The organism is Polaromonas sp. A23 (genome assembly GCF_002001015.1).
In the GTDB taxonomy this organism is placed as follows: Bacteria; Pseudomonadota; Gammaproteobacteria; order Burkholderiales; family Burkholderiaceae_C; genus Polaromonas.
In genome coordinates, this window is sequence record NZ_MUNO01000026.1 from 34302 (window position 1) to 51704 (window position 17403).

Genomic DNA, 17403 nt, shown 5'->3' on the forward strand with positions numbered 1-17403 from the left:
GCCGCACGAGGGGCCGTTTCACGCGCAGACGATCTTTGCGTCTTCGGCTTCTGCCATCAGCCAGCGAACGAAGTCCTGCGCATCGGCATTGCCGGCGGCACGCGGTGCCATATTCACAAAGTAACCCATGCGTGAGGCGACGCCGCTGAAGGGGGCGACCAGCCTGCCCTCCCGCAGCAACTCCCCCAACAAAGGCAGGCGCCCGATGGCAACGCCCTGCCCTGCAACCGCCGCGGCCACCACATCGGAATACTGCGAAAAGCGCAGCGTGTTTTTCATGCGCACTTCAGGCAGTCCCATGACCTTGAACCAGGGTTCCCAGTCAATGGTCAGGGGCTGGCCTTGCGGCATGTCGGCGGCCAACAGGGTGTGATCCACAAGGTCTGCCGGTTTTTTCAGAGGCAAGGCGCGGTTTTTCAGCAACTGCGGTGAACACACGGGGGTCACGGTTTCCTCGAACAGGGCAGTGCCCACCGCGTGCTCTATGGTCCTCAGGCGGACCGAGACGTCGATGCCGCTTCGTTCCAGGTCCAGCACTTCCAGCGTGGCTGAAATGCGCACATCGACGCCGGGGTGTGTGGCGGTAAAACGTGCCAGCCGCGGAATCAGCCACAGCGAGGCAAAGCCCGGCGTGGTGGTGATGGCGACCTGCCGCGCGCTCGTGGTGGCACGTAAGCTGGTGGTGGCGTCGCGCAGCCGCTCCAGGCAATCGCTGACGGCACGCTGCATGATGCGACCGGCGTCGGTCAGCGCAAGCGCGCGATGGTGCCGCTCGAACAGGGGCGTGCCCAGGTCGGCTTCGAGCTGCTGGATTTGCCGGCTGACCGCCGATTGCGTGAGGAACAATTCTGCGGCTGCGTGCGTGAAACTGAGCGTCCGTGCAGCCGCTTCGAAGCTGTACAGCAGCTCCAGCCGGGGCAGCTCGCTGCGGCGTATGCCCTGGGGAAGCACCAGGGGAGATGCTGACTTCACATTCGGCTGGGGCATGCGAAAGATTCCAAATGAACGTTTGAACACTCTGGGGCCGGCCAGTATATTCATTTCCATACCGAATGTGAAAGGCCCACCATGACTACCAGCTCCAACCAGTTCGACCTGTCCCTTGCCCACCAGGCGATGTTCAGCGTGTCGGACGCCGCCGGCGTGCAAATCCTCTGCCGTGAGGGCAGCGTATGGGTGACCCTGGACAACGATCCGCGCGATATCGTTCTGGATGCCGGCGATAGCTTCCTCACGACGGAACACCGCCGTGCGCTGATCTACGCGATGGAGCCGTCTGCCCTCAGCCTGGTCGTGGCACCCTCGGTGGTTGCGGCGCACCCTGCCGGAAGAACCCGGGCGGCAACCGCCGTCAAGGTGACGTTTGCACTTCAGCCCGCCTGAGGGAGGGATGACACGCCTGTAGGCGGCTGTTGTCCTGTGAGCGGGTTTCAGGGGCAGACGGCTTCGACGTTGTTGCCGTCGGGGTCGATCAGGAAAGCGGCGTAATAGGTCGGGCTGTAGTCCGGGCGCGGGCCGGGTCCGCCGTTGTCGCTTGCGCCGGCCTTCAGGCCGGCTTTGTAAAAAGCGTCTACGGCCTTGTGGCTGGCTGCACGGAACGCGATGTGGGCACCCGGGCCCTTGACACCTTTGGACGCATAAAGCCACAGGGCCGGTGCGTCGGCCGGGCCGAGGCCGGCGTAGCTGTCGTCATGGGAGCCCAGCACATGGCCCAGCGGTGCCAGTGCGGCTTCATAAAAACGGATACTGGCTGCGAGGTCCCTGACCTTTATGCCGAGGTGGTCGTACATGGTGATTTCCTGCTTGAAGAGTGGATCAAGCGGTCATCATCGAGCAGTGCGGCGATGCGATCTTGGAGAATCTTGCGCTCCCCTTTCAGCCCTTTTCTCGCAGCCTGGCGGAAGACACGCGGCGAGACGCCGGCCGCGCGGTGGAAGGTGCGCACGAAGTTGCTGAGGTCGGCAAACCCGACGTCCAGCGCCACATCGGTGACAGACCGGTCGCCGTCGGCCAGCAACCGCGCCGCGTGGCGCAGCCGGGAGCGCACCAGGTACTGGTGTGGCGAGACGCCGAGCACCCGCGAAAATAACCGCAGGAAGTGAAACGGGCTCAGCCCTGCCTGACTGGCGGCGTGGTCGAGGGCAATGTCTTCCTGCGAATGGGTGTTGATCCACATCGCCGCGTCCACCGCACGCTGGCGGTCTTTGGCGGTGGCGCGCTGCGGTGTTGGCCTGCGGCCTGCCACCACTTCCACAAAACGGGAGGCGAACCACAGGCCGGCCTCGTCCAGCCCAACATCGCTCTGGTTGGCAGCCGCAGCCTGCGCCAGCTCGCCGAGCACCACGAGTTCGGGCAAAGGCGGCAGGCCGCCCGTGCGCCAGGTGCCGGCGTCGCCGCCAATCAGGTCGACAAAGCCCGGCGAGAGATGAAAAGCCAGGCATTCGTCGCCACAGACATGGTGGTCGTGCGTGCACATGAACTCGTCGCCCGGGTGGCCTACCAGCACCGAGCCGGCCACCAGCTCATAACGCTCGCCGCGCGTGCGATAACCGAAGCTGCCCTTGCGGACGTACGACACCGAGTAGCCGCTGTGCACCTCGGTGAAAGGCCGGGCATCGGGTCCAGTACTGCAGCGGTAGTCCACAACTTCGATAGGCCCGGATTGCAGTGCAGTGGCGGTCAACATGAATCACCCTGCCTGCGAGCTAAAAGGTGTGAAATCGTCGGTGCCATGAGACAGATTATGAAAGTTTCTGCGCAGTGGCGTTCGGGCTGGAGGAACGTATTCCCGTGCGCAAGGGGGTGCTTGCTATATTCGGTTCATGCTTAAACTGCTCGCCTTCGTCAGCCCTACTTTTTACCTCCGCTTGTCGCCGGAACGATTGACGATACGCAATGTCAGGACCGGTGCCTTCATTTCTGAAGTGCCTGAAATCGCCATCCTGCGCGGGGCGAAAAAACCGCAGATCCTGGGAGTGGGCGCCGAGGCTTCATTGCACCGGGCAACGCCTTCTGTGGAAGTTATTAACCCGTTTTCCCATCCGCGCACCATGGTGGGAGACTTCATCGCCGGTGAACAGGTCGTCAAGGCATTCATTCGCAAACTGACCGGGTCCGGCTGGCTGGCGACGACGCCGCGCGTTGTGTTTCATCCGCTGGGCGACCCGGCCGGCGGCTTCACCCAGGTGGAAATCCGGGCATTCCGGGAAATGGTGCTGGGCGCCGGCGCCTCCGATGTGTTGATGTGGCAAGGCCCTGAACTGACGGACGAGCAGGTAAGCTCCAACAAGCTTCCCGCCACAGGGCGGCTGCTCGACTGAATCAATCGGCGACGAGGCATTCGAGGAAAAGTTCCCACCTCGATAGCGGAATCTCTTAGGGTATTGCCGCTGCTTCAGCTCAGGCGGCGAGACTAACCTCTGGCGCTGGCACTACCCCCATCGATCGGACCCATCATGACCTCCTCCCCGCGCCTTTCTTTCACCTGGGCCGCTGGCCTGGTTGCAAGCAGCCTGCTGATTCTTTCAGGTTGCGCCGCTTGGGCACCAGCCGACCCGGTAGCGGTCATCCAGCGCGCGGAAACTGCCATGGGCGGCGCTGCACTCAATACGCTGCGTTATGCCGGCAGCGGCACAGGCTCCACTTTTGGCCAGGCCTGGCAGCCGGGTACCTCGTGGCCCAAGATCACCGTCACCAGCTTTTCGCGGCTCGTCGATTATCAGAACAGCGCCCTGCGTCAGGAGGCCGCGGTAACCCGCGCGGAAGCAAGCGGTGGCGGCGCCTTGCCCTTGATGGGCCTGGGCGAGCAACGCAGTGTCGGTATGTTGCAAGGCACCTGGGCCTGGAACATGGTGGGCCCTGCACCGGTCGCGTCGCCGGTGGCGCTGGATGGCCGGATCCACGATCTTTGGACCACACCGCACGGCGTTCTCAAGGCCGCACTGAAGAACAAGGCCACGGCCGGCACACGCACTCTTGACGGCAAGCCCTACACCACCTTGTCCTTCACCGAGCCGGGCCGGTTTGAGGCCACGGCCTATGTCAACGCCGACAACCTGGTTGAACGTATTGATTCGCGCCAGCCCAACCCCGTGATGGGCGATACACCCTCGGTCATCACTTTTTCCGGTTACCGGGACTATGCGGGCGTGAAATTCCCGAGCCGCATCCGGCAAACCATGGGCGGCACTGAGGTTCTGGACATCCAGGTGAGTGAAGTCCAGGTCAATATCGCGGCCGATATTGTTGCCCCGGAGCTGGTGCGCCAGTTTGCCGAGCGCGTTGTTGCCGAGAAGGCGGCGGACGGCGTCTGGCATCTGGCAGGTGGTTCACACAACAGTGTGCTGATTGAAATGAAGGACTACGCCGTGTTGGTGGAAACGCCGCTGTACGACGGTCGTTCAGCCGCTGTTCTGGCTGAGGTGCGCAAACTGGTGCCGGGCAAGCCGCTGCGCTACGTTGTCAATTCCCACCATCACTTTGACCACGCGGGCGGGCTGCGCACCGGGGTGTCCGAAGGTGCGACGCTGATCACCAGCGGCGCTGGCAAGCCCTGGTACGACAAAGCCATGAGCACCACCAACAGCATCCGCCCCGATGCGATGGCCCGATCGGGCCGACGCGCGACCGTGGAAGGCGTCAGCGGTAAACGGATTTTGAATGACGGCGCACGAACAGTGGAAATTTCAGAGATCCAGGGTAGCGTTCACGCGCAGGGCTTTTTGATGGTGTACCTGCCCAAAGAGAAAATCCTGATTGAGGCCGATGCCTACACCCCCGGGCCGCCCAATGCACCCGCTCCGGCCCAGCCCAACGCCAACCATGTGAACCTGGTGCAGAACATCGAACAAGGCAAGCTCGCTGTGGAGCGCATCCTGCCGTTGCATGGCCGCATCGTCCCTGTGAGCGAGTTGATGACGGCGGTCGGGCGTAAATAAAGCCCCCATGGTCGCTCACAACGCGCAAGCTCCCGAGGCCTTGCAGGCCGCGGCTCGCGAGACGCTTCGCCTCTGTCGCCTGTCCAAACCTGCTCAAGCAGGTTTGGAGCCGCAGGCTCCAGCCCCTCGGGGGCCGCTGCGCCTGCGGACTGGCAAAGCCAGATCCGCGGCCCCTGCTTGAATTGAAGAGCCTCCACATTCAGGCGTTGTCCCTGCGTCTTTTGCTTGAGGGGAAAGCCCCGCGACGCTCCGCCGAGGTGGACGTCAGGCCTCGCGCAAGGCCTTCTTGAGTTCTTCGCCGATTTCCGGTTTGTGCGCAAACGGGTTGGTCGGGTTGCGCGCCTGCAGGATGTCTTCCAGCCGCGTCTGCACCGAGCCGATGGCCTTGGGGTGGCTGTAGATGTAGAACTGGTTGGCGGCAACCGCATCGAAAACTTTTTGCGCCACTTCGGCCGCAGTCACCTTGCCCGAGCTTACGGCCTTGTCGCTCATGGCCTGACCAATCAACTGGCTTTTCGTCGGCTTGGCGGCCGGTAACGCATCCGGCCGATTCCGCTGGCTCTGGCCAATGCCTGTGGGAACGAAGAAAGGGCAAAGCACCGAGGCACTGATCTGGTCGGTCACCAGCGCGAGGTCCTGGTACAGGGTTTCGCTCATGCTGACCACCGCATGTTTGCTGACGTTGTAGATGCCCATGTTGGGTGCGTTCAGCAGCCCTGCCATGCTAGCCGTGTTGACGATGTGGCCCTGCCAGGCCGGGTCTTTTTTGGCGGCTTCGAGCATCATGGGCGTGAAGACGCGCACGCCGTGCGCGACGCCCATGAGGTTGACGCCAATGACCCATTCCCAGTCTTTCAGCGTGTTCTCCCAGATGAGGCCCCCTGCCCCGACCCCTGCATTGTTGAAGACAAAATGCGGCGCACCGAAGCGTGCCAGCACAGCCGCGCCCAAGGCTTCAACTTCGGTGGCTTTGGACACGTCGAGGCGAAAAGCCAGTACCTGCGCACCAGCGGCCGTCATTTCGGCCGCGGCCTTGTCCAGCGCGTCCTGCTGCACATCAGCCAGCACCAGGTTCATGCCAAGCCGGGCACCAATACGTGCGCACTCGAGGCCGAAGCCCGAACCGGCGCCGGTGAGAACGGCGGTCTTGCCTTTGAAATCCGTGATCATCAATAACTCCTTGAATTAAACCGGGCGCAGCATCTCGACGTGGGGAATGCCGTCTTCGATATATGGCGCGCCTGCAGTCAAAAAACCGTGCTGCAAATAAAACTTCTCAAGCCGGGCCTGTGCACCTATCCGTATGGGCTGCAGGCCCCAGTGTTGTCCGACGCAGGCAATGGACTGCCGCATGAGTTCGTGCCCCGTACCGCTGCCGCGGACAGACTCACGGGTGATCACGCGCCCTATGCTTGCCTCGGGAAACTTGATGCCTGCGGGGAAGCACCGCGCATAGGCCATCAGTTCACCACCGGCTGTACCAAGTACATGAACGGCCTTGTTGTCGGATCCATCCATGTCCTGAAAAGCGCAAGCCTGCTCGACCACGAAAACCTCGGTGCGCAGCTTCAGGAGTTCATAAAGTTCTGCGGCCGACAACGCATCAAACGCTGCAAACCGCCATGTAATGCTCATGCTGGTGTGGCTGCTTTCAGGACATAACCGATGCGCGGGAAATGCACGTGCAACGTGCCGGCGCGTTCGTCCCTGCGGCTCAGTGTGTAGTGCGTGCGCGTCGCGGCAATCAGCTCGCCCTCGGTCGGCTCTGGCCCGAAGCTTTCTGCCGTAACCGTGACGCGGCTGCCGAGCGGAATGCCGTGTTCGTCCTGGAAGGTGCTGTCACGCAACAGGCCATGGCCCACAACCATCGGCTCCTCTGCAGCCGCGGCGGCGATGGCCCTGGCGGCATCAAATTTTTCCATGCTGCCATGGCCGATGGCGTTCATGCGGTCCATCCACTCGAGCACGGCGGGCGTGAGCTGCAGGATGTCGGCCACCACCGGCGTACGCACGCGCGTGAACCACAGCGGGTGGTAGGCAGAAAAGTCGGCGATGCACGGCACCTGGCCGAGCAAAAAGGGTTGGTCATCAAGCATGTCCGACAGGCGCCGCAGGTAGGACTTGTAGGCTGCCGCTGCGTCGGCTGGGCGCAGGCGCACCATGCCGGCGCTCATGGCCTTGCGGTCTTCGCTGAACGCCAAGGCCGCCTCGGGCGGCCCGCCGGCAAACATGTGGGCCGCACCCTTGGGCCCGAGGTTGTGCGCCATCGCTGCCCAGAACAGCGAGCTATCGGCCCACTGCGCCAGGGTGCGCGCCAGGCCCTTGCCGGGCTCGGGGTAGATGGAAGGTGTGGGTTGCAGGTGTTCGAGCACATCGGAGATCAGCGCGCTGTCACAAAAAATATCGGCGCCAACCTGCATGAACGGCGTCTTGCGGTAACCCCCGGTGAGTGCCAGCACATCGGGCTTGGGCATGAGGGCCGGAATAACCACCGATTTCCAGGCGAGCTTTTTGTAGCCCAGGATGAGCCGGATCTTTTCCGAGAAAGGTGAATTCGGGTAGTGGTGAAGGATCAGGTCGGCCATTTTTTGTCTTTCGAAAAGGGGTTATCGCGGCATGGCGCGGGTAATCAGGGCATCAAAGGCCACACCCGCACCCAGGGTGCCGAATGCCTGGCCCCAGTTGCCGGCCAGACGTGAATCGCAGAAAGCGCTGAACACGGCGGCCGGTGCACTTTGGTAAAGCAGCGCAGCCTGCACGGCGAGGGCCACGTCCTGCGCGAGGCGGCGAGCCTCCATTTCAGTTGCCATTTCTTCCACACGGGTCGGCAGCGCGGCGGCAAGGCGGTCCAGCGCGGGGTGGGCGCCTTTGGCCGGAGCCAGTTCCCGCGCCAGCGCGGCGCCTGCATCGGCCTTGCGCAGTGCGCGCAGCAGGTCCAGCGCCATGATGTTGCCGGCGCCCTCCCAGATGGAGTTGAGCGGCATCTCGCGGTAGATGCGGGCCATGATGCCTTCACCGCCCTCTTCCACGTAACCGTTGCCGCCCAGGCATTCCATGGCTTCCTGGGCGAAGTGGCTGCCGCGTTTGCAGATCCAGAACTTGGCCACCGGCGTCAACAGGCGCGCCATGGCCTGCTCATGCGGATCGGTGCGCTTGTCAAAGGCGCGCGCCAGGCGGATGGACAGCGCGGTGGCGGCTTCGGATTCGAGCGCCAGGTCGGCCAGCACGTTGCGCATCAAGGGCTGGTCAATCAGCGGTTTGCCGAAAGCCTGGCGCTGAGCGCAGTGGTTCAGGGCAATGCTTAGCGCCTGACGCATGAGGCCGCTGGTACCCAGCGCGCAGTCCAGCCGGGTCATCGTGCCCATCTCGAGGATTTGCGGAACCCCGCGACCCTCTTCGCCGACCAGCCAGGCGATGGCGTTTTCAAATTCAACCTCGGAACTGGCGTTGGCCTTGTTGCCCAGCTTGTCTTTGAGGCGCTGGATGCGGATGGCGTTGAGATTGCCATCCGGCAGAACGCGCGGCAGGAAAAAACAGCTCAAGCCCGCGGGCGCCTGCGCAAGCACCAGAAAGGCGTCGCACATGGGCGCCGAGAAAAACCATTTGTGGCCGGTCAGGCGGTAGCGTTGGCCCCAGGCGTCGCTGCCGTCCGCTGCGGCCTGTGTCGTGTTGGCGCGCACGTCGGAGCCGCCCTGCTTTTCCGTCATGCCCATGCCCATGGTCACCCCGGCTTTGCCGGAGAAAAGCTTGAGCGCCGGGTCGTAGGCGCGGCTGGTGAGTTTGGGTGCCCATTCGGCGTGGATGGCCGCATTGCTACGCAGCGCCGGCGTGACCGCGTAGGTCATGGAAATCGGGCAGAGGGTGGACGACTCGAGTTCGGTGAACAGCATGAAACCAGCGGCCCTGAGAACGTGTGGCGAGGTACCTTCGCCGTTCCACGGTGTGCCATGCAGTCCGGCCTTGGTGGCCAGCTTCATCAGTTCGTGATAACTCGGGTGAAACTCCACCTGATCGACCCGCCGGCCGAAGCGGTCATGGCTATGCAGCTCCGGCGTGTGGGTGTTGGCCAGGCGCGCATGGGTTTGCATCTCCGCGCTGCCCAGGCTGGCACCCAGCGCGCTGAGCTCCGCCGTTGCCAGCTTGGGCGCGTTGAACTTCAGCGCATCGCGCAGGCCGCGGTTGGTGTCGAACAGGTTGTAGCCGACCAGGGGTTCGGGCTGGTTGAAGACTTCGTGGGTGACATTCATGGCATCCCTTTCAACGGCGGCGGAAATGCGGCGTCAAATCAACTTGACTAACTGTTTGCCGAAATTTTTGCCTTTGAGCAGACCCAGGAAAGCTTCCGGGGCAGCGGCGACGCCCTGCGCAATCGTTTCGCGCGGCTTGAGCTTGCCGGTGCCGACCAGCATGCCCAGCTCCTTCAGCGCGTCGGGCCAGACTTCCATGTGTTCGCTGACGATGAAGCCCTCGATCTTCAGGCGATTCGTCAGGATCAGCTGCGGGTAAGTCATGGGCAACGGCTGGCCGTCGTAGCCGGCGATCATGCCGCACAGGGCGATGCGGCCGAAGGCATTCATGCGTGTCAGCACGGCGTCCAGAATCATGCCGCCGACGTTCTCGAAGTAGCCATCAATACCATCCGGGCAGGCTTCCTTGAGAGCCTTGGACAGCGAGGCCGCATCCTTGTGTTGCTTGTAGTCGATGCAGGCATCAAAGCCCAGCTCATCGACGGCGTATTTGCATTTATCGGGCCCGCCGGCAATGCCAACAGCGCGGCAGCCGCGGGCCTTGGCCAGCGCACCAAAGGCACTGCCCACTGCACCGGTGGCGGCACTGATCACCATGGTCTGGCCGGCTTTCGGTTCGATGATTTTCACCAGGCCGTACCAGGCGGTGACACCCGGCATGCCAACCGCGCCGAGGTAATGCGACAGCGGCACATGGGTGGTGTCCACCTTGCGCAGGGCACCGGGCTGATTTGGATCGACCACGCTGTACTCCTGCCAGCCGCCCATGCCGACCACCTTGTCGCCCACTGCAAATTTGGGGTTTTTCGACTCGACCACTTCGCCGGCCGTGCCGCCGCCCATGACCTGGCCCAAAGCCTGCGGCTGGGCATAGCTCTTGGCGTCGTTCATGCGGCCGCGCATGTAGGGGTCCAGGCTCATGAAGTGGTGGCGCACCAGAACCTGGCCGTCTTGCAGCGCCGGGGTGTCGCTGCTGACGAGCTTGAAATTGCTGGCGACGGCTTCGCCGGTGGGACGGTTGTCGAGATGGATTTGCTTATTGACTGGCATGATGGCGTCCTGGTTTTGCTATGAATTTATGAGCTACTTACGCCCGTGGGATAAGGGCTGTGGCAAGATTTGATATGAAAAATACGTGTCAATCGGTTGAAATGCGGAAATTGAGCGGATTCACCTCTTTGGAACCCACGGGCAGGCGTTTGACGTATTTGAAAGTACCTGTGGCGTGTGCGCAGGCCTTGCCGTCTTCGTCATACACGGTGGCGTCGGTAAAAGCCATGGTGGCCGTGCTGTGCATGAGCCTGCCCTTGCCGCTGAGCTTGCCGCGCGCCGGTTGCATAAAACTGGTTTTCATCTCGATGGTGACCACGCCCATCTCCTGGCGCGCACTGCGCGCAGCCGTGGCCATGACGACATCCAGCAAGGTCATCAGCGCCCCGCCGTGCGTGACCTGAAACGAGTTCAGGTGTTCTGGCTTGGGCAGGTAGTCGATCTGCGAATGCCCGCCTTCGAACAGCACCAGCTCGAAGCCAAGGTGATGAACGAAAGGAATTTCAACGCCGAAGTTCATGCTGTTATCCCCAGTTGATGGTTCATTTTTCGTGGGCGTAGCGAGCAGGCGTCAGGCGAGGCGGACGGAGCGCAGGAACCGGAACGTACTCAGGTACGTGAGGATTTCGAGCACCGCCCAACGACGCATCACGCCTGCGCAGTAGTCCACGTTAGCCACCGGTTACTGCGGAGACGCCGCCGTCCACAGCCAGCCACTGCGCCGTGATGTGTTTGCCGGCATCCGACGCATACAGCACGCAGAGTCCCTTGAGGTCCTCGTCATCGCCCAGGCGCAGCAGTGGTGCATGCGCAGCCAGCTTTTCCTCACCCAGGGCCTTGAGGGTGCCGACGGTCATCTTGCTCGGGAAGAAGCCCGGGCAGATGGCATTGACGGTGATGTTGTACTTGCCCCATTCGCAGCCGAGTGTGCGTGTGAAGTTGATGACTGCGCCCTTGGACGTGTTGTAGGCCACCGTGGTCATCTCGGGTGGGTTGCCACCCAGGCCGGCGATAGAGGCAACGTTGATGATGCGGCCGGAACGGCGCGCGATCATGCTGTGTTTGGCGATGTGCTGGCTCAGGATGAAGTAGCCGCGAATGTTCAGGTTCATGACCTTGTCCCAGGCTTCGACCGGGTGGTCTTCGGCGGGCGCGCCCCAGGCGGCGCCGGCGTTGTTGACCAGGATGTCTACGTGGCCGAAGCGTTTGATGGTTTCATCGGCCAGGCCGCGGATGTCGGCTTCTTTGGCGCAGTCGGCGGCGATCCAGTCCACGGCGATGCCAGCGGCCTTCAGTGTGGCTGCAGACTCCTCGAGGTCTTCGGCCTTGCGCGAACTCAGCATGATTTTGGCGCCGGCTTCGCCGAGCGCCTGCGCCAGCTGCAAGCCCAGGCCGCGCGAACCGCCGGTGACCAGCGCGGTCTTGCCGGTGAGGTCGAACAGCTGCTGGATGGTACGGGTCATGGTCGGGCTCCTTGTTCTGGGGTAAAAATGAAAATGAGTGTCGCGCAATGCATGCCGGCCGGCTGTCGCGCGGTGGACGGCCGGGAGTGGAAAGGGGTCAATCGCCGGGGGTCAGGCGGGAGCGGACATAGATCAGCGAAAAGCCGATGGCGGCCACAATGCCGCCGACCACCACCATGGACCAGCCGAGCGGGTCGTGGGTGCGCTGCACCGACAGGCCCAGCACCAGCGTCAGCAGCCCGCCATAAATGAGAACCCAGATCAGCGTTTGCAGGCGGGCAATCGACTTGTTCGACGTGGTGCCCCCCGATTCCTTGAAAAACCCCATCAGAAAGCCTCCTCCGGCAATTCGGCACAGGTCAGGTCGCGGGTTGCGACCACCTTGAGCCATGCGTCGATTTTAGGCAATTCGTAGTGATAAAAGTAACGCAATGCGCCCAGCTTACCTGCCGTAACAGCTATCGATTTTGTAGCGTCTGCCTTCAGGGCGGCCAGCGCCACGTCCAGCCAGATCCAGGCCAGGACGGTATGGCCGAAGCCTTGCATGTAGGGGACGGCGTTGGCCAATGCATCGGTCGGGTTGCCGGTGGCCCAGGCGGCTTTGGTGGTCGCACCCACCTGCAGCAGCGCCTGGCCCAGTGCGCTGGCATGGGCGGCGAGTTCGGGCACCTGGATGGCGCGCTCAATCGTGCTGTTGATGCGTGCGGCCAGCAGTTGCAGGCCCTTGCCGCCTTCCATCAACACCTTACGGCCCAGCAGATCGGTGGCCTGAATGCCGTGGGTGCCCTCATGGATCATGTTCAGACGGTTGTCGCGCCAGTATTGCTCGACCGGGAAGTCGCGCGTGTAGCCATAGCCACCGTGAATCTGGATGGCCAGCGAGTTGGCTTCCAGGCACCATTCGCTGGGCCAGCTTTTCGCAATCGGCGTGAGTACCTCCAGCAGCAGGCGCGCCTCATCGGCGGCCTGGGGCTCAGCGGTGTGCTGCTCGTCCACCAGGCGAGCGCAATACAGCTCCAGCGCTAGCGCTCCTTCGCAATAACTTTTCTGGGCCAGCAGCATGCGTTTGACGTCGGCGTGTTCAACGATGCGCACCTGCGGCTGGGCCGAGTCTTTGCCCGCCGGGCCAACCGGCCTGCCCTGCGGCCGGTTCTTTGCGTAGTCGAGCGAAGCGTAATAGCCGGCCATGCCCAGCATCACTGCGGCTGTGCCCACGCCGATTCGCGCCTCATTCATCATGTGGAACATGCAGCGCAAGCCTTCATGCGGCTTGCCGACCAGATAGCCGACAGCACCGGCCTCCCCGCCCACCGGGTACTTGCCTTCGCCGAAGTTCAGCAGCGTGTTGGTCGTGCCGCGCCAGCCCAGCTTGTGGTTCAGGCCGGCCAAGGCCACGTCGTTGCGCTCGCCGGTGAGCTGGCCGTCTGCGCCCACCATCTTCTTGGGCACGATGAACAGCGAGATGCCGCGCGTGCCAGCAATGAGCTTGCCATCCGGGCCCGGAATCTTTGCCAGCACCAGGTGGATGATGTTTTCGGTCAGCTCGTGTTCGCCAGCCGAGATCCACATCTTGTTGCCCTTGAGGCGGTAGCGCGGCCCCAGCGGCTCGGCCTCAAAGTCCGCACCATCCGGCACGGCACGCGTCGTAATGTCGCTCAGCGAGGAGCCGGCCTGCGGCTCGCTCAGGCACATGGTGCCCGAGAAGCGCCCGGCAAACTCGTTGCGCGCAAACACGGCTTTCTGTGCCTCGGTGCCATGCACCAGCAGCAAATTGGCATTGCCCTTGGTCAGCAGGCTGGAGCCCATGCTGACCGAGGCCATCGCAAAAAAGCAGTTGGCCGCCGCCTCGATGGTGTAAGGCAGCTGCATGCCGCCCTCCTCGTAGTCCTGCGCGGCGCTGAGCATGCCCGAGCCGGCATAGGCCTTGTTGGCGTCGTGTGTGGCTTGTGGCAGGATGACTTTTTCGCCGTCAAACTGCGGCTCCTGCGTATCGACCAGCCGGTTGAAGGGTGCGTATTTCTCGCGGGCGATACGTTCGCAGGTGTCAAACACCGCATCGAAGGTTTCGCGCGAATGGTCTGCAAAACGCTCGCGCTGGTTCAGCGATTCAGCGTTCAGCCATTGGTAAAGCAGAAAATCCAGGGTGGGACGAAGGCTCATGGTGCTCTCACTTTTAGCTGGGGCGTACCCATCAATAAATAGGGGCCGGGCCGCCTGTCCGGCTTTATGCGGACAGTCAGCTCAGCCCCTTGGTCTGTGTGCTCGCTGGAGAAACTCAGAGCACTTCAAAAATGCCCGCAGCGCCCATGCCGCCACCAATACACATGGTCACGCAGACACGCTTGGCGCCGCGGCGCTTGCCTTCGATCAGTGCGTGGCCGGTCAGACGCTGGCCGCTGACGCCGTAGGGGTGGCCGACCGCAATCGCACCGCCATTGACGTTGAGGTTTTCCATGGGAATGCCCAGCTTGTCGCGGCAATAGATCACCTGCACGGCAAACGCTTCGTTGAGTTCCCACAGGTCGATGTCGCTGACCTTCAGGCCCAGGCGCGCCAGCACTTTGGGAATCGCGTAGACCGGGCCGATGCCCATTTCGTCAGGCTCGCAGCCGGCCACCGCGAAGCCGAGGAAGCGACCCAGCGGTTTCAGGCCTTTTTTCTCGGCAACTGTTTCGTTCATCACCACGACCGCACCGCCGCCATCGGAAAACTGGCTGGCGTTGCCGGCCGAAATCACGCCGCCGGGGATGGCCGGCTTGATGCCGCTGATGCCTTCCTTGGTCGTACCTTCGCGGATGCCTTCGTCCTTGCTGACCGTGACCTGTTTGGTGGTCAGGCCCATCACCGCATCGGCCACACCCATGGTCACGGTGATCGGAGCGATCTCCGCGTCAAACAGGCCCGCCGCCAGGGCGGCCGTGGCCTTTTGCTGGCTGGCAGCGCCGTATTCATCCATCTGCTCGCGCGAGATGCCGTAACGTTTGGCGACTTGCTCCGCCGTCTGCAGCATGTTCCAGTAAATCTCGGGCTTGTTCTTCACCAGCCAGGAGTCGGCCAGCATGTGGGTGTTCATTTCCTGCTGCACGCAGGAAATGCTTTCGACACCGCCGGCCACATAGATGTCGGCTTCGCCGGCAATGATGCGCTGGGCGGCCATGGCGATGGTCTGCAGGCCGGACGAGCAGAAGCGATTGACGGTCATGCCGGACACGGTGATGGGGCAACCCGCGCGCAACGCGATCTGGCGCGCGATGTTGGCGCCCGTCGCACCTTCGGGGTTGGCGCAGCCCATGATCACGTCCTCAACCTCGCCCGCCTCGATGCCGGCGCGTTTGATGGCGTGTTCGACCGCATGGCCGCCCAGGGTGGCGCCGTGGGTCATGTTGAAGGAACCCTTCCAGCTTTTGGCCAGGGGGGTGCGGGCGGTGGAAACGATTACAGCTGAAGTCATGTGAATCTCCGGAAATTAATTGAACGTCTTGCCTTCGGCGGCCATCAGTTGAAGGTCTTGCCTTCAGCAGCAAGACGGGCCAGCAGCGGCGCCGGTTGCCAGAATTTGGCGTCGTCCAGCGGGTTCTGGGCAAAACGCTTCATGGTCTGCACCACGTTGAACAGGCCAATCTGGTCGGCATAGTTCATGGGGCCGCCGCGGTAGATCGGGAAGCCGTAGCCCATGAGGTAGACCATGTCGATGTCGCTGGCCCTGGAGGCAATGCCCTCTTCCAGGATGTGTGCCGCCTCGTTGACCAGCGAATACACCAGGCGCTGGACGATCTCCTCGTCGGAAATCTTGCGCGGGGTGATGCCCAGCGAAGCACGGTGATCTTCAATCATCTTCACAACTTCGGCGTTCGGAATGGCGTCGCGCTTGCCAGGCACGTAGTCGTACCAGCCGGCGCCGGTTTTCTGGCCGAAGCGGCCCTTTTCGCACAGTAAATCGGCTGTCTTGCTGTATTTCATGCCTGGCTTTTCCTGGTAGCGGCGCTTGCGGATGGCCCAGCCGATGTCGTTGCCGGCCAGATCGCCCATGCGGAAGGGGCCCATGGCCATGCCGAATTTCTCCATCGCCTTGTCGACCTGCGCAGGCGTGCAGCCCTCGTCGAGCAGGAAGCCGCCCTGGCGGCCGTATTGCTCGATCATGCGGTTACCGATGAAGCCGTCACAGACGCCGGAAACCACGGCGGTCTTCTTGATCTTCTTGGCTGCAGCCATCACGGTAGCCAGCACGTCTTTGGCGGTTTTTTCGCCGCGGATCACTTCAAGCAGCTTCATCACGTTGGCGGGGCTGAAGAAATGCATGCCGACCACGTCCTGCGGGCGCTTGGTGAACGAGGCAATCTTGTTGACGTCCAGCGTGGACGTGTTGGAGGCCAGGATGGCGCCGGGTTTCATCACACGGTCGAGTTCCTTGAACACTTTTTCCTTGACGCCCATTTCCTCGAACACGGCCTCGATCACCATGTCGGCGTCTTTCAGGTCGTCGTAGCTCAAGGTGGTGCTGAGCAGGCCCATGCGCTGGTCGTATTTGTCCTGCTTGAGCTTGCCCTTCTTGAGCTGGGCTTCGTAGTTCTTGCGGATGGTGGCAATGCCCTTGTCCAGCGCTTCCTGCTTCATCTCCAGCATCTTGACCGGGATGCCGGCGTTCAGGAAGTTCATGGCAATGCCGCCACCCATGGTGCCGGCACCGATCACGGCCACCGACTTGATCTCGCGCTTGGGCGTGTCTTCCGGCACGTCGGGAATTTTGGAGGCGGCACGCTCGGCCGCAAAAATGTGGCGCAGCGCCTTGCATTCCGGCGTCCACATCAGGTTGATGAAGATTTCACGCTCGAAAGCCATGCCGTCATCGAATTTTTTCTTCGTGGCAGATTCAACCGCATCCACGCACTTGGCCGGTGCGGGAAAGTTTTTGGCCATGCCCTTGACCATGTTGCGTGCAAACTGGAAGTAGGCGTCGCCGTTCGGGTGTTTGCAAGGCATGTTGCGCACCAGCGGCAGGGGACGTGTGTCGGACACCGACTGGGCAAAGGCCAAAGCCTCTTCGGCCAGGGACTCGGCGGACGCGGCCATCTTGTCGAACAGCTTCTGGCCGGGAATCTGGGCCAGCAGTTCGCTCTTGACTGGCTCGCCACTGACAATCATGTTCAACGCAGGCTCCACACCCAGGGCCCGAGGCAGGCGCTGCGTACCGCCAGCGCCGGGAATCAGGCCCAGCTTGACTTCAGGCAGGGCCACGTTGGTGCCGGGCGCGGCAATGCGGTAATGGCAGCCCAGCGCCAGCTCCAGCCCGCCGCCCATGCAGACGGAGTGAACTGCAGCCACCACAGGTTTGGCCGAGTTTTCAACCGCGAGGATGACGCTCAGCAGGTTGGGTTCGGCGAGTGCTTTGGGCGATCCGAATTCCTTGATGTCGGCGCCGCCGGAAAAGGCCTTGCCGGCGCCGGTGATGACAATCGATTTGACAGCCGCATCGGCATTGGCTTTTTGCAGGCCGTCGGTGATGCCCAGGCGGGTGGCGTGACCCAGGCCATTGACTGGCGGGTTGTCCAGGGTGATCACCGCGACGCTGCCGTGAACTTCATATTTGGCTGTCATTTGCTTTCCTTTGTTGGGTATTACCCGGCCATTTAACTGGCCGGGACGGAATCTTCAGACGGTCGAAAGCTAAAAATAGTACGACCGTTCTTTTTGTCATTGTAGAGGGCT

Annotated in this window: 17 protein-coding genes; 3 read left to right on the forward strand and 14 right to left on the reverse strand. The window is 62.5% G+C overall.

Features of this window, described 5'->3' with window-relative positions:
* Nucleotides 1–18: 18 nt before the first annotated feature.
* A complete protein-coding gene (locus tag B0B52_RS13655) occupies nucleotides 19–987 on the reverse strand; it encodes a LysR substrate-binding domain-containing protein (RefSeq protein WP_077594531.1) in 969 nt (322 codons plus the stop codon).
* An 81-nt stretch (nucleotides 988–1068) separates the two neighbouring features.
* On the opposite strand from B0B52_RS13655, the gene B0B52_RS13660 reads away from it, so the two are divergent.
* Nucleotides 1069–1383 (forward strand): DUF2917 domain-containing protein, encoded by a 315-nt coding sequence (locus tag B0B52_RS13660; protein WP_077594209.1) that lies wholly within the window; start codon nucleotides 1069–1071, stop codon nucleotides 1381–1383.
* Nucleotides 1384–1430: 47 nt separating this feature from the next.
* On the opposite strand, the gene B0B52_RS13665 is transcribed toward B0B52_RS13660, so the two are convergent.
* Entirely contained in the window at nucleotides 1431–1790 is a 360-nt protein-coding gene (locus B0B52_RS13665; RefSeq protein ID WP_077594210.1) for a VOC family protein, read from the reverse strand.
* On the reverse strand, nucleotides 1769–2686 hold the full coding sequence (locus tag B0B52_RS13670) for an AraC family transcriptional regulator (protein ID WP_077594211.1): 918 nt from the start codon (nucleotides 2684–2686) through the stop codon (nucleotides 1769–1771). The genes B0B52_RS13665 and B0B52_RS13670 overlap by 22 nt, the downstream gene beginning before the upstream one ends.
* 136 nt (nucleotides 2687–2822) lie before the next feature.
* Here B0B52_RS13670 and B0B52_RS13675 point away from each other — a divergent pair, with 136 nt between their 5' ends.
* Both B0B52_RS13675 and B0B52_RS13680 read left to right on the forward strand, forming a co-directional pair.
* Nucleotides 2823–3320, forward strand: coding sequence for a rod shape-determining protein (locus B0B52_RS13675; protein WP_077594212.1), 498 nt, complete (start codon nucleotides 2823–2825; stop codon nucleotides 3318–3320).
* Nucleotides 3321–3455: 135 nt separating this feature from the next.
* Nucleotides 3456–4937, forward strand: a complete 1482-nt coding sequence (locus tag B0B52_RS13680; protein WP_077594213.1) for an MBL fold metallo-hydrolase — start codon at nucleotides 3456–3458, stop codon at nucleotides 4935–4937.
* Nucleotides 4938–5201: 264 nt separating this feature from the next.
* Here B0B52_RS13680 and B0B52_RS13685 read toward each other — a convergent pair whose 3' ends face one another.
* The 11 genes from B0B52_RS13685 to B0B52_RS13735 form a co-directional block, all read right to left on the reverse strand.
* Nucleotides 5202–6107 (reverse strand): SDR family oxidoreductase, encoded by a 906-nt coding sequence (locus B0B52_RS13685; RefSeq protein WP_077594214.1) that lies wholly within the window; start codon nucleotides 6105–6107, stop codon nucleotides 5202–5204.
* Nucleotides 6108–6122: 15 nt separating this feature from the next.
* Nucleotides 6123–6572, reverse strand: coding sequence for a GNAT family N-acetyltransferase (locus B0B52_RS13690; RefSeq protein ID WP_077594215.1), 450 nt, complete (start codon nucleotides 6570–6572; stop codon nucleotides 6123–6125).
* Nucleotides 6569–7522: a glutathione S-transferase family protein gene (locus B0B52_RS13695; RefSeq protein WP_077594216.1), complete on the reverse strand. Its 954-nt coding sequence runs from the start codon at nucleotides 7520–7522 to the stop codon at nucleotides 6569–6571. Before B0B52_RS13695 ends, B0B52_RS13690 begins: the two co-directional genes overlap by 4 nt.
* A gap of 21 nt (nucleotides 7523–7543) precedes the next feature.
* A complete protein-coding gene (locus tag B0B52_RS13700; protein WP_077594217.1) occupies nucleotides 7544–9184 on the reverse strand; it encodes an isovaleryl-CoA dehydrogenase in 1641 nt (546 codons plus the stop codon).
* Nucleotides 9185–9217: 33 nt separating this feature from the next.
* A complete protein-coding gene (locus tag B0B52_RS13705) occupies nucleotides 9218–10234 on the reverse strand; it encodes an NADP-dependent oxidoreductase (RefSeq protein WP_077594218.1) in 1017 nt (338 codons plus the stop codon).
* An 88-nt stretch (nucleotides 10235–10322) separates the two neighbouring features.
* On the reverse strand, nucleotides 10323–10754 hold the full coding sequence (locus B0B52_RS13710; protein ID WP_077594219.1) for a PaaI family thioesterase: 432 nt from the start codon (nucleotides 10752–10754) through the stop codon (nucleotides 10323–10325).
* A 151-nt stretch (nucleotides 10755–10905) separates the two neighbouring features.
* The gene (locus tag B0B52_RS13715) at nucleotides 10906–11697 is read right to left on the reverse strand and encodes an SDR family oxidoreductase (RefSeq protein WP_077594220.1); all 792 of its coding nucleotides are present in this window, start codon (nucleotides 11695–11697) and stop codon (nucleotides 10906–10908) included.
* 97 nt (nucleotides 11698–11794) lie between these two features.
* Nucleotides 11795–12025 (reverse strand): hypothetical protein, encoded by a 231-nt coding sequence (locus B0B52_RS13720; protein ID WP_077594221.1) that lies wholly within the window; start codon nucleotides 12023–12025, stop codon nucleotides 11795–11797.
* The gene (locus B0B52_RS13725; protein WP_077594222.1) at nucleotides 12025–13857 is read right to left on the reverse strand and encodes an acyl-CoA dehydrogenase; all 1833 of its coding nucleotides are present in this window, start codon (nucleotides 13855–13857) and stop codon (nucleotides 12025–12027) included. Before B0B52_RS13725 ends, B0B52_RS13720 begins: the two co-directional genes overlap by 1 nt.
* A 115-nt stretch (nucleotides 13858–13972) precedes the next feature.
* The gene (locus tag B0B52_RS13730; RefSeq protein WP_077594223.1) at nucleotides 13973–15148 is read right to left on the reverse strand and encodes an acetyl-CoA C-acyltransferase; all 1176 of its coding nucleotides are present in this window, start codon (nucleotides 15146–15148) and stop codon (nucleotides 13973–13975) included.
* 44 nt (nucleotides 15149–15192) lie between these two features.
* Entirely contained in the window at nucleotides 15193–17292 is a 2100-nt protein-coding gene (locus tag B0B52_RS13735) for a 3-hydroxyacyl-CoA dehydrogenase NAD-binding domain-containing protein (protein ID WP_077594224.1), read from the reverse strand.
* Between the last annotated feature and the right edge of the window lie 111 nt (nucleotides 17293–17403).

Excerpts from the sequence above, each read along its gene's own strand:
- B0B52_RS13655 (WP_077594531.1), bottom strand. The coding sequence starts at position 987 with ATGCCCCAGCCGAATGTGAAGTCAGCATCTCCCCTGGTGCTTCCCCAG.
- B0B52_RS13660 (WP_077594209.1), top strand. The coding sequence starts at position 1,069 with ATGACTACCAGCTCCAACCAGTTCGACCTGTCCCTTGCCCACCAGGCG.
- B0B52_RS13665 (WP_077594210.1), bottom strand. The coding sequence starts at position 1,790 with ATGTACGACCACCTCGGCATAAAGGTCAGGGACCTCGCAGCCAGTATC.
- B0B52_RS13670 (WP_077594211.1), bottom strand. The coding sequence starts at position 2,686 with ATGTTGACCGCCACTGCACTGCAATCCGGGCCTATCGAAGTTGTGGAC.
- B0B52_RS13675 (WP_077594212.1), top strand. The coding sequence starts at position 2,823 with ATGCTTAAACTGCTCGCCTTCGTCAGCCCTACTTTTTACCTCCGCTTG.
- B0B52_RS13680 (WP_077594213.1), top strand. The coding sequence starts at position 3,456 with ATGACCTCCTCCCCGCGCCTTTCTTTCACCTGGGCCGCTGGCCTGGTT.
- B0B52_RS13685 (WP_077594214.1), bottom strand. The coding sequence starts at position 6,107 with ATGATCACGGATTTCAAAGGCAAGACCGCCGTTCTCACCGGCGCCGGT.
- B0B52_RS13690 (WP_077594215.1), bottom strand. The coding sequence starts at position 6,572 with ATGAGCATTACATGGCGGTTTGCAGCGTTTGATGCGTTGTCGGCCGCA.
- B0B52_RS13695 (WP_077594216.1), bottom strand. The coding sequence starts at position 7,522 with ATGGCCGACCTGATCCTTCACCACTACCCGAATTCACCTTTCTCGGAA.
- B0B52_RS13700 (WP_077594217.1), bottom strand. The coding sequence starts at position 9,184 with ATGAATGTCACCCACGAAGTCTTCAACCAGCCCGAACCCCTGGTCGGC.
- B0B52_RS13705 (WP_077594218.1), bottom strand. The coding sequence starts at position 10,234 with ATGCCAGTCAATAAGCAAATCCATCTCGACAACCGTCCCACCGGCGAA.
- B0B52_RS13710 (WP_077594219.1), bottom strand. The coding sequence starts at position 10,754 with ATGAACTTCGGCGTTGAAATTCCTTTCGTTCATCACCTTGGCTTCGAG.
- B0B52_RS13715 (WP_077594220.1), bottom strand. The coding sequence starts at position 11,697 with ATGACCCGTACCATCCAGCAGCTGTTCGACCTCACCGGCAAGACCGCG.
- B0B52_RS13720 (WP_077594221.1), bottom strand. The coding sequence starts at position 12,025 with ATGGGGTTTTTCAAGGAATCGGGGGGCACCACGTCGAACAAGTCGATT.
- B0B52_RS13725 (WP_077594222.1), bottom strand. The coding sequence starts at position 13,857 with ATGAGCCTTCGTCCCACCCTGGATTTTCTGCTTTACCAATGGCTGAAC.
- B0B52_RS13730 (WP_077594223.1), bottom strand. The coding sequence starts at position 15,148 with ATGACTTCAGCTGTAATCGTTTCCACCGCCCGCACCCCCCTGGCCAAA.
- B0B52_RS13735 (WP_077594224.1), bottom strand. The coding sequence starts at position 17,292 with ATGACAGCCAAATATGAAGTTCACGGCAGCGTCGCGGTGATCACCCTG.